Below are 9174 nucleotides of genomic sequence, written 5' to 3'. Positions count from 1 at the left end.
TCCGGCGGGCTTCGGCCGCTTGCAGTTCGGCGAGACCCGCCGGCTCGGCGCGCGCGGCCTGGTCCGCGCGCGCCGGGAAGGTGATCGGCAGGCGACCGGAAGGCGCGACATCGCCGAACAGGATGTTGGCGATCGCTTCACCGCCGCGCTGGCCGGGATACCAGGCTTGCAAAAGTGTCGGCACCTTGCCGATCCAAGGCATTTCGACCGGCCCGCCGGTTTCCAGCACGACGATGGTCCTGGCGTTGGCGGAGGCGACCGTATCGATCAGCGCGTCCTGATTGTCGGGCAGGCGCATGTCGGTGGGGTCCTGCGCCTCGGTCTGCCATTGCCAGCCGAAGACGATGGCGATATCGGCGCGGCGCGCGGCGTCTGCCGCTGCCTTGGGATCGCTGCCGTCGACATAGCTGACCTCAGCCTGCGGCACGAGCGCGCGGATCGCATTCAGCGGTGAGGAAGCGTGCCAAGTCATGCGCGCAAAGGATGCCGCCGCCCCCTTCGTCAGCGGGATTTCGACCGGTGCGCCGCCGACCGAACGAACCTGAGACGAGCCTCCGCCTGACAATACACCAACATCGGCATGGCCGCCGATCAGGACGATCCTGCGCGCGCTTTTGGCAAGGGGGAGAAGGCCGGCATCATTCTTGAGGAGGACGATGCCTTCCTCCGCTGCCCGCTGGGTGACATCGGCATGTGCCGCATAGTCGATCTGATGCGGGCTTTCCGGCACGGGATCGTCCATCAGCCCGCTGGCGATCACGCCGTAGAGGATACGTTCCACCATGTTGTCGAGCCGTGCCATGGGGATACGGCCGGCTTTCACGGCGTCCTCGAACGGCTTGCCGAAATGGATGGCGTCGTCCAGTTCCTGCCCGGATTCCTGGTCTAGCCCGCCCAGCGCCGCTTTTTCGGTCGAATGGACCGCGCCCCAGTCCGACATGACCCAGCCCTTGTAGCCCCAGTCCTTTTTCAGGACCGTGTTGAGCAGCCAGTCATTCTCGCAGGCATAGTCGCCATTCACCTTGTTATAGGCGCACATGACGGAGGCCGGATCGCCGATCTCGGTCGCGATTTGGAAGGCCAGCAGGTCGCTTTCGCGCAGCGCCGCCCTGTCGATCCGCGCATCCAGTACGGTGCGCCCCGTTTCCTGCGCATTGAGCGCAAAATGCTTGATGGTGGAAACGATGTGCGCGCTCTGCACGCCCCTGATATGCTCGCCCGCCATCACGCCCGCGAGCAGTGGGTCTTCGCCCAGATATTCGAAATTGCGCCCGTTCCACGGATCGCGCGTCAGGTTGACGCCGCCCGCAAGCAGGACGTTGAAGGTCTTGGCCCGCGCTTCCGCCCCGATCATCGCACCGCCCGCATAGGCGATGGCCGGATTGAAGGTGGCGGCTGTCGCAAGACCGGCGGGGAGCGCCGTCGCCGTATCGCCCTTGCGCTGTTCCACCTGATTGGCGACGCCCAGGCTCGCGTCGCTTTCACGCAGCGTCGGAATGCCGAGGCGCGGGACGCCGGGGATATGACCGGCCGACGGGATCATGGCGATGGGCTGGGCCGGCTTTGCCATGGGCGGGAAATAGCCGTGGATGATCGCCAGCTTTTCCTCCCGCGTCATCGCCGCGACCAGCGCCTTCGCCCGCGCCTCCGCCGGAAGCGCGCGATTGCTTCCCGCGCCGGCGGCCGGCAGGGACGGCGCGGTCTGCGCTTGGGCCAGGCCGGACGAGCAGAGCAACAGAGCGGTGATCAGCAATTTGCGGGGCATCAGGATACTCTTGCAGAAGGTTGCCGCGCGCACATTTGATCAAGCAGCGCGCAATGGTCGGGAAGATGAGCGATGATAGCGCCGGACGCGGAAGCTACGTTCGGGAATAGCCCTACCCCCACGTCCATGATGCCGATGTCGCGGGATTTCACCAGCGTCACGCCGGGCAGCCGGAACAATATGGCGGCGGACGGCCATCCGGCCGTACCGCCGCCAGGAATGACGATCCGACCGGGGGAGGGAATGTCGGTCGTCATCTCACGCTTCTCCTTCGCCGGCGCTCTTAGAAATTGGCGCGGGCGCGGACGCCCCAGGTGCGTGGCGGCTGGAGGTTCGACAGGAACACCGGATCGTAACGCGGCGCGCCCTGGGCGCCCGTGCCGGTGCGGATCTTCCCATTCTCGATATTCTGGACGAAGGCTTCGACGGAATATTTCTGGTCCGGCGAAACGAAGCGGATCGACGCGTCGGACCGGAAATATGCCTTCTGCCGGTCCCAGTCGGTGCCATTGGTGCCGCGATCGGGCATGTTGTCCGCCGGATCGTTGGGGTTGACGAAAGGATTGGCGTCGCCGTTGAAATAGCTAAGCCAGCTCTTCGTCTCATAATGGGTGGTGAAGCGCGGCGTGATCTTCGCGCCGCTCGCCAGCTCGAAATCATGCTCGTAACTGACGGTGCCGGAGAAGCGCGGCGCGTGCGCCAGTTCATTGCCCTTCAGCTCCGCCACCGACGACAGCTTGCCGCCGTCATAGAGGCGCCCGTCCACGCTCTGGAGTTCATCCAGCTTGGTCTTCTGGATGGTGCCGGAAAATTGCAGACGGTCATTGTCAGTGAAGTTGGCGACCAACTCTGCTTCCAGGCCATAGGCCTTCGCGCCCTCGGCGTTCTGCGTGATCATCTGGGTGCGCACGACATTGCCCGCATCGTCGCGGAACGTGACGGCCTGGTTTACCTGATAGCCCTTGAAGTCGCTGTAATAGGCCGCAAGGTTCAGCGTGACACGACGGTCGAGGAAGCGGGATTTCAGGCCCACTTCATAGTTGGTGAGCGTTTCGGGATCGGTGAGGCCGGCATTGTCCTGGATGTTGCCCGACTTGAAGCCGGTGCTGATGCTGGCATAGCCCAGTATGTCTTCCGCCAGGTCGGCGTCGACGCGGGCCAGATAGGTCAACTTGTCCCACTTGCCCTTCACATCGTTGCTGGAAATGGAGAAGCCCGGCAGCAACGCAGCCAATTCCTCCGCGGTCGCGCCCGGATAGGCGCCGAAGATTCCGCCGGTGCAGGCGCCGCCGGGCAGCCTGTCGGCATCGGAACAGCCTTCGCCAGAGAAGGTCACGTTGCGGCCGCCAATGTCCTGCTTCTTGTCGGACGTGTAGCGCAGACCGCCTGTCACGCGCAGCGCGTCGGTGACATGCCATACCGCCTGGCCGAAGACCGCGCGACTGTCGATCTGGCGATTGGCCTGGATGAAGCTGCCCGCCCAGCTGAAGGTGCCGTCGCGATAGCCGTTGCGCTGGTCGATGTCGAAGCGGATGCGGTTCTTTTCGTGGCTGTAATAGGCGCCCAAAATCCAGTCGATCATCTGCTCGCCCGACGATTTCAACTGGATTTCATGGCTCTGGAAATCATAGCGCGACGACAAAGTGCGGTTCTCGCCGAAGGCGCCCAGCGGCAGGTCATTGCCGTTCGCATCCACCTCACCGGTCGGGGGCAGGGCGCCCGCATCGGCGTCCGTCTGGGTCGACCCGCCGATCCGCGACCAGCCGGCGATATAGCTTAGCTGGATGCCGTCGGTGATGTCGTAGTTCATGGTGCTGCGCACGGCGACCGAATAGCGGTCGGTATCGGGGGCAGTATCGCTGAGCGTCGACCAGCGCTTGGTCCCGGCCCGCGGCGTCTGGAGCAGGCCAATGACCGGCGCACCATTGTCGAGGAAACCTTCGGCCGACAGGTTCCAGCTGAATCGATTGCTCGGCTGCCACAGCATCGACACGCGCCCCGACTGCTGGTCGGCGGCATAATATTTCTTGCCGCTGGTGACGAACGCCGAGCGATTGATGCCGGGCACATCGGGCGCAGGCTGGAAATCGGCATATCCGTCATGCCGGTCAGTGACGAAGGCGACGCGGAAGGCCAGCGTGTCGGTAGCGGGAATGTTGATCGCACCGCGCACGCCCAGTCGGTCATAATTGCCGGCGACGACTTCGACATTGCCTTCAAATTCACCCAGCTTGGGTTTCGCGGATATCAGGCTGAGCGCACCCACGGTGGCATTGCGGCCGAACAGCGTGCCCTGCGGACCGCGCAGCACTTCCACGCGCTCCATGTCGTACATCAGCACCGATGCACCTTGCGCGCGCGGCGAATAGATGCCGTCGACATAGATGGCGACTTCCGGGTCCGCGACTTCGGTATAGGCGCTGTCATTGCCGATGCCGCGCAGCGTCAGCAGCACGGCGGACTGGTCGCCCTGCTGGTTGAACTGGAGCGAGGGCACGAACCGGGCGAGGTCGGTGACATCCTTCACCTGCTGCCGGTCGAGCTGCGCCTGACCGAAGGCCGACACGGCGATCGGCGTCGATTGCAGCGTGGTTTCGCGACGTGTCGCGGTGACGATGATGTCGCTGCCATAATCCGGCTGTGCCGCCTGCGGTGTTGCGGCGGCGTCCTGTGCGAAGGCGGGCGTCATCCATAGGGTTGCGGACGCAAGCGCAGTGCTTGCGGCCAGCGCGAAGCTTTTCATCATCTCTCTCCCTGGACCAAATGGTCTGTGGGTCATCTCTTGGCTTACGATTGACAACGATGTCAACATAAAATTGACATCGATGTCGGAACCCGACAGACAGGCTTTCCTCCTCCCGCCTGTTTCATTAAGATTCCCTCATCAGCTATTTCTTCATGGTTACCGCTACGTCATCCCTGCTATCCGACGATCATGAGCGCGTCGCCCACCGGCTGTTCCGGCTGGCGGTTGGCCTATTTTTCATCGGGGGGTTTCTGACCTCGTCGGTCAGTCTGCTCGTGCCTCAGCTCAAGCTGCTGCTGAACCTCGACTATAAGGGCGCGCTGCTGGTGCAACTCGCCTTTCATTCCAGCTATATGCTCTTCGCCCTGCCAATCACGGCGGCAATCATAAGAGCCGGCTACATGCGCGCAATCGTCGCCGGCCTGACCGTCATGACGATCGGCTGCCTGACGCTGACGATGGCGCAGACCGCCCTGTCCTTCGCCATGGTGCTGGGCGCGCTGCTGCTGATTTCGGCGGGGCAGACCTATCTCCAGATCGCATCCAACACCATGGTCGCGGTGATCGGGCCGCTTCGCGGCGCGGCCGGGCGGCTGACCCTGCTTCAGGGCTTCAATTCCTTGGGCACCGTGCTCGGCCCGCTCGTCAGCGCGCCGCTGTTGCTGCGCGATCTCGGCGCGACCGCCGCCCGTCCGTTCGCCGCCACCTTGCCCTTCATGGGGACGGCGGCCGTTACCGGCGCGCTGTCGTTCGCCTATTTCCGCCATCGCGACTTGCTGAAAGGACAGAGCAACGACCAGTTCGCCGCCACGCGGGAAATTTTTCGTGTCATGCGCTCCCGCCGCCTGCTCTGGGGCACCAGCGCGATCTTCCTCTATGTCGGTGCGGAAGTCACGATCGGCGCTCTGCTGCCCACCGTGCTGATGCGTTCCGACCGGCTTGCCGCCCCGCCGGTTCTGGCGGGACAGTTGGTCAGCCTCTATTGGGGTGGCGCGATGATTGGCCGCTTCGTCGGCGCGTGGGCGATGCGCAGGGTGTCCGAAGCCCGGCTGCTGCTTGCCGTCGCAATCGCCGCAGCCGGACTCACCATGGCCGCCATCCTGCTGCCCGGCCTTGCCGGAGCCGGCTCGCTCATCGCCGTCGGCCTGTGCAACGCCATCATGTATCCCACCATCTACACGCTGGCCCTGCCGACCGATGAGCGAGAGGCGCCGGTCGCGTCGATGTGGCTGTGCATGGCGGTCGTCGGCGGCGCGATCGTGCCGGTGCTGACGGGCGCGATCGCCGACGCCGCCACGCTGCTGGCCTCGCTCGCCCTACCCGCCCTCTGTTATCTCTTCATTGCCTGGTTCGCGTCGATCTGCACGCAGCCACAGGAAATCCCCACATGAGCATCGTCACAATCAAGGATGTCGCCGCCCGCGCCGGCGTGTCGCCCAAGACAGTCTCGCGCGTCATCAATGGCGAGGATCATGTCCGGCCGCAAATCCGGGAGGCGGTCCTGCGCGTCGTTGCCGAACTCAACTACCGTCCCAACGCCTTCGCGCGCAGCCTCTCCAGTTCCCGATCCTATCTCCTCGGCCTCTTCATCGACGATCCGGTTTCCGGCTATGCCGCCGACGTGCAGCATGGCGCGCTGTTGCGCTGCCGGGAACGCAGCTATCATCTGGTGGTCGAACCCGTCGATCTGGCGCAGCCCGGTTGGCAGGATCAGGTCCGCGCCAGCATCTCAAGCCTCCGGCTGGATGGCGCGATCATCGCCCCGCCTGTTTGCGATGCGCCCGAACTGATCGACCTGTTCCGCGAATCGGGCGTGCAGCATGTGCTGATCGCGCCTTCCGCCGACCCGGCGGCATCGGGCGCTGTGCGGATGGACGATCACGGCGCCGCGCGGGAAATGACCGAGTATTTGATCGGTCTCGGGCATCGCCATATCGGTTTTGTCCAAGGCCCTCCCAACCACAGCGCATCCGCACGGCGAGAGGAGGGCTTTCGCCTGGCGATGGCGACGGCAGGCGTTGCGGTCGACGAAGCAGCGATGCTGCGTGGTGATTTCAGTTTCCGTTCCGGCCTGGAAATAGGAGATGCGCTGCTCAGCCGGCGCGATCGCCCCAGCGCGATCTTCGCCTGCAACGACGACATGGCCCTGGGTGTGCTCATCACCGCGATGAAACTTGGCATAATTGTGCCGCAAAGCCTGTCTGTCGCGGGTTTCGACGACGCCGCATCGTCGCGGGCAGCTTGGCCGCAAATTACCACCATTCGTCAACCAAAGGCAGAAATGGCGGCCGCAGCAGTCGATATTCTCGTGGATCCATCTTCCCGGCGGAAGAATGACGGTGCGCGACCACAATTGATGCTGCCCCACGCTCTGGTGGTGCGTGATAGCACGAGCGCGGTGAACAAAGGCACGATTTAAAAATGCGCTCGCAAGCCTGACAGGGCCAAGTACACAAGGCTAACAGGCGTATCGCCCGTTCGTTGCAACCATCATTTTACGCACAGATTGGCAGGTCCACACCCACAAATCACCCACGATTCGTTGAAACGTACCGGCCGACATTGGCATAAACTATTATAAAATAAGAATTTATACATATAGTATGGAAGCGATGGCGGATATGGTTGGTGGGCCCGGCATCTCCTTAAAATAACAAATAACCATTTAAAACTATTACATATTATTCATCTCCTTGCCGACGGTACCCCAATGGATACCCCTATCACCACGTGACTGGCTTTAATGCTTTTTTTCATTATGCTTCACTCTTCTCCATTCAGTAAGTACAGGATGGCCAACAAATGGACGTTATACAGGGGTGAAGTAATTGAGCATGAGTGTGATGAAGGCCGATTAGTTACGAGCAAAGGCACGGAGGAAAATATCCCGTACCTCATTCACATCGGAATCAATAACTTCATCGCGATAGATTTCGGTTGCCCCAGACAGCAAGAAATCCTCGACTTTTGATATGCAAAGACCTCTCAATGCCTGGGATAATCTTAGCGGGTTGCCTTCGCGTAATGAACCACAGCTCATGGCTTTGGCGAAATAATTGGCGAGTATCTTGTTGGTAACTGACTGTACTCGGGCATGATAAATTTGACCAATCTCCGGAAATCGGGCTCCCTCGCCTACGACCAATCGGTATAAGGATAAGGCATCTGCCGACGTTACCGTTTTCAGGAAATTAAAGCAAAAGCGTTCGACCGCCGTGGCGACATCCTCAGAGGGATCAAGTATCAAGCAAAGCCGTTTGTGATACTCGGAGGTTGCTTGGTCAAGGACGGCGGTAAACAGCTCTTCTTTCGAAGGAAAATAACGCCACAAGGTGCTCTTTGAGCCACCGAGCGTTGCAGCTATTCCTGACATGGTAGTCTGGGCATAGCCATCCTGCAGAAAGGATCGGCGAGCCACGGCAATGATGAACTGCCGTCGATCGGACTGACGCTCTTCCCTTCGAGAAGGCACCCCCTTAATCTTGGACGGCATAACCACAACTACAAGTTCGCCCTGGGATCAGAAAGGATAGGTCGCGGGTAGTAGGATAATCAATACAAAATCGCGCCCGTAAAGCTTTGTCCTCGAAACCTTATTTTCTGCGAATTTTTGACAATCTAGCTCTCACAGATTGCGAGCAGCGTTTTCTTGATCAGCGTCTTGGTATGGCTGGTGATTGGCGACGGGGCATCGGCAACAGCCGCCAGCTCTTCGGCCAGCGCAAGGTCCTTTTCGCCGATGCCGGCCTGGCTGGCGAAAAAGGCGCGACGGGCGGCGTCTCCCGGATTATTGCGAAAATCGATGAAACCCGCCATGGGCGGGGTGAGATTGCCGTTGCGCTTCATCACGGTCAGCAGCTTGTCCATCGGCACGCCGGACGCCTCCGCCACATTGGCGACTTCGACACCTAGCATGATACCACACCAAGATACGAGATTGTTGCAGATCTTGAGGGCCATCGCCGATCCGAGCGGGCCGATATGCATCGTGTTCGTCGAAAAGGCGTCCAGTACAATCTGGACGCGCGCGGCGACGGATTCATCGCCACCCGTCATGCAAAAGACGAACGGGCCGTTCTTGGTCATTTCAGTGCGCGTAACTGGCGCATCGATGACATCGACACCCACGGTGGCAGCTCGTTCGGCTATCTGCTGTGCAGTTTTGGGCTTGATCGTGCTGTGGATGAGCAGGCTCGCCCCCCGCTTCATTACAGGCAGCAGCGCATCAACACATTCCAGCACCTGCGTGTCGTCCCGGACACAAATGCCGACGGCGTCGGCGTCCTTGCCTACCTCCGCTATGGAGGCGGCGAGCTTCGCGCGGCCCTCGAATTTCGCCAGCGCATCGGGAAATACATCGTAAACAGTCAGGTCGAGCGGCAATTTGGCCAACTCCCGCGCCTGATCGCCGCCCATGCTGCCGAGGCCGATGAACCCAATTTTCCTGATACTATCTGTCATGAAATATCCCTCAGGCTTCGTCCAAGTTCGCGAATGAGCTAATCACTCCGAACGTCTTTCGTAAATCCCCGACGGGGTCCGCCTGACCGCCAAACCATTGCGGGAGCGCCAAGGCCGACAGGTCACGCCTAGAGGCTGTTATGAACCTGCAGCGATTGAGGCCGCCTGTTTCATCATGATGCATGCGAAGGCGACGACGTGC

General features: G+C 61.3%; 7 protein-coding genes. 2 read left to right on the top strand and 5 right to left on the bottom strand.

Features of this window, described 5'->3' with window-relative positions:
* The 3 genes from AC58EF_RS27425 to AC58EF_RS27415 all read right to left on the bottom strand — a co-directional run.
* The coding region (locus tag AC58EF_RS27425; RefSeq protein ID WP_497279551.1) for a glycoside hydrolase family 3 protein at positions 1-1765 on the bottom strand (1765 nt) is incomplete at its 3' end.
* Positions 1765-2022, bottom strand: coding sequence for a tryptophan 7-halogenase (locus tag AC58EF_RS27420; RefSeq protein ID WP_497279550.1), 258 nt, complete (start codon positions 2020-2022; stop codon positions 1765-1767). The genes AC58EF_RS27420 and AC58EF_RS27425, both read right to left, overlap by 1 nt.
* A 26-nt stretch (positions 2023-2048) precedes the next feature.
* Positions 2049-4511 (bottom strand): TonB-dependent receptor, encoded by a 2463-nt coding sequence (locus tag AC58EF_RS27415; RefSeq protein ID WP_497279549.1) that lies wholly within the window; start codon positions 4509-4511, stop codon positions 2049-2051.
* Between the two features lie 152 nt (positions 4512-4663).
* Between AC58EF_RS27415 and AC58EF_RS27410 the strand changes: the two genes are divergently transcribed.
* Both AC58EF_RS27410 and AC58EF_RS27405 read left to right on the top strand, forming a co-directional pair.
* Positions 4664-5902 carry an MFS transporter gene (locus AC58EF_RS27410; RefSeq protein WP_497279548.1) on the top strand — a complete coding sequence of 413 codons (1239 nt, stop codon included), beginning with the start codon at positions 4664-4666 and terminating at the stop codon, positions 5900-5902.
* Positions 5899-6930 (top strand): LacI family DNA-binding transcriptional regulator, encoded by a 1032-nt coding sequence (locus AC58EF_RS27405; RefSeq protein WP_497279547.1) that lies wholly within the window; start codon positions 5899-5901, stop codon positions 6928-6930. Before AC58EF_RS27410 ends, AC58EF_RS27405 begins: the two co-directional genes overlap by 4 nt.
* A gap of 435 nt (positions 6931-7365) precedes the next feature.
* On the opposite strand, the gene AC58EF_RS27400 is transcribed toward AC58EF_RS27405, so the two are convergent.
* Both AC58EF_RS27400 and AC58EF_RS27395 read right to left on the bottom strand, forming a co-directional pair.
* Positions 7366-8004: a TetR/AcrR family transcriptional regulator gene (locus AC58EF_RS27400; protein ID WP_497279546.1), complete on the bottom strand. Its 639-nt coding sequence runs from the start codon at positions 8002-8004 to the stop codon at positions 7366-7368.
* Between the two features lie 125 nt (positions 8005-8129).
* Entirely contained in the window at positions 8130-8972 is an 843-nt protein-coding gene (locus tag AC58EF_RS27395) for an NAD(P)-dependent oxidoreductase (RefSeq protein ID WP_497279545.1), read from the bottom strand.
* Positions 8973-9174: the final 202 nt, after the last annotated feature.

This window comes from Sphingobium sp. WR1 (assembly GCF_059693745.1).
This window is presented reverse-complemented; position numbering and strand designations above follow the sequence as displayed.

Coding starts and splice junctions, on each gene's coding strand:
- AC58EF_RS27420 (WP_497279550.1), bottom strand. CDS start 2,022: ATGACGACCGACATTCCCTCCCCCGGTCGGATCGTCATTCCTGGCGGC.
- AC58EF_RS27415 (WP_497279549.1), bottom strand. CDS start 4,511: ATGATGAAAAGCTTCGCGCTGGCCGCAAGCACTGCGCTTGCGTCCGCA.
- AC58EF_RS27410 (WP_497279548.1), top strand. CDS start 4,664: ATGGTTACCGCTACGTCATCCCTGCTATCCGACGATCATGAGCGCGTC.
- AC58EF_RS27405 (WP_497279547.1), top strand. CDS start 5,899: ATGAGCATCGTCACAATCAAGGATGTCGCCGCCCGCGCCGGCGTGTCG.
- AC58EF_RS27400 (WP_497279546.1), bottom strand. CDS start 8,004: ATGCCGTCCAAGATTAAGGGGGTGCCTTCTCGAAGGGAAGAGCGTCAG.
- AC58EF_RS27395 (WP_497279545.1), bottom strand. CDS start 8,972: ATGACAGATAGTATCAGGAAAATTGGGTTCATCGGCCTCGGCAGCATG.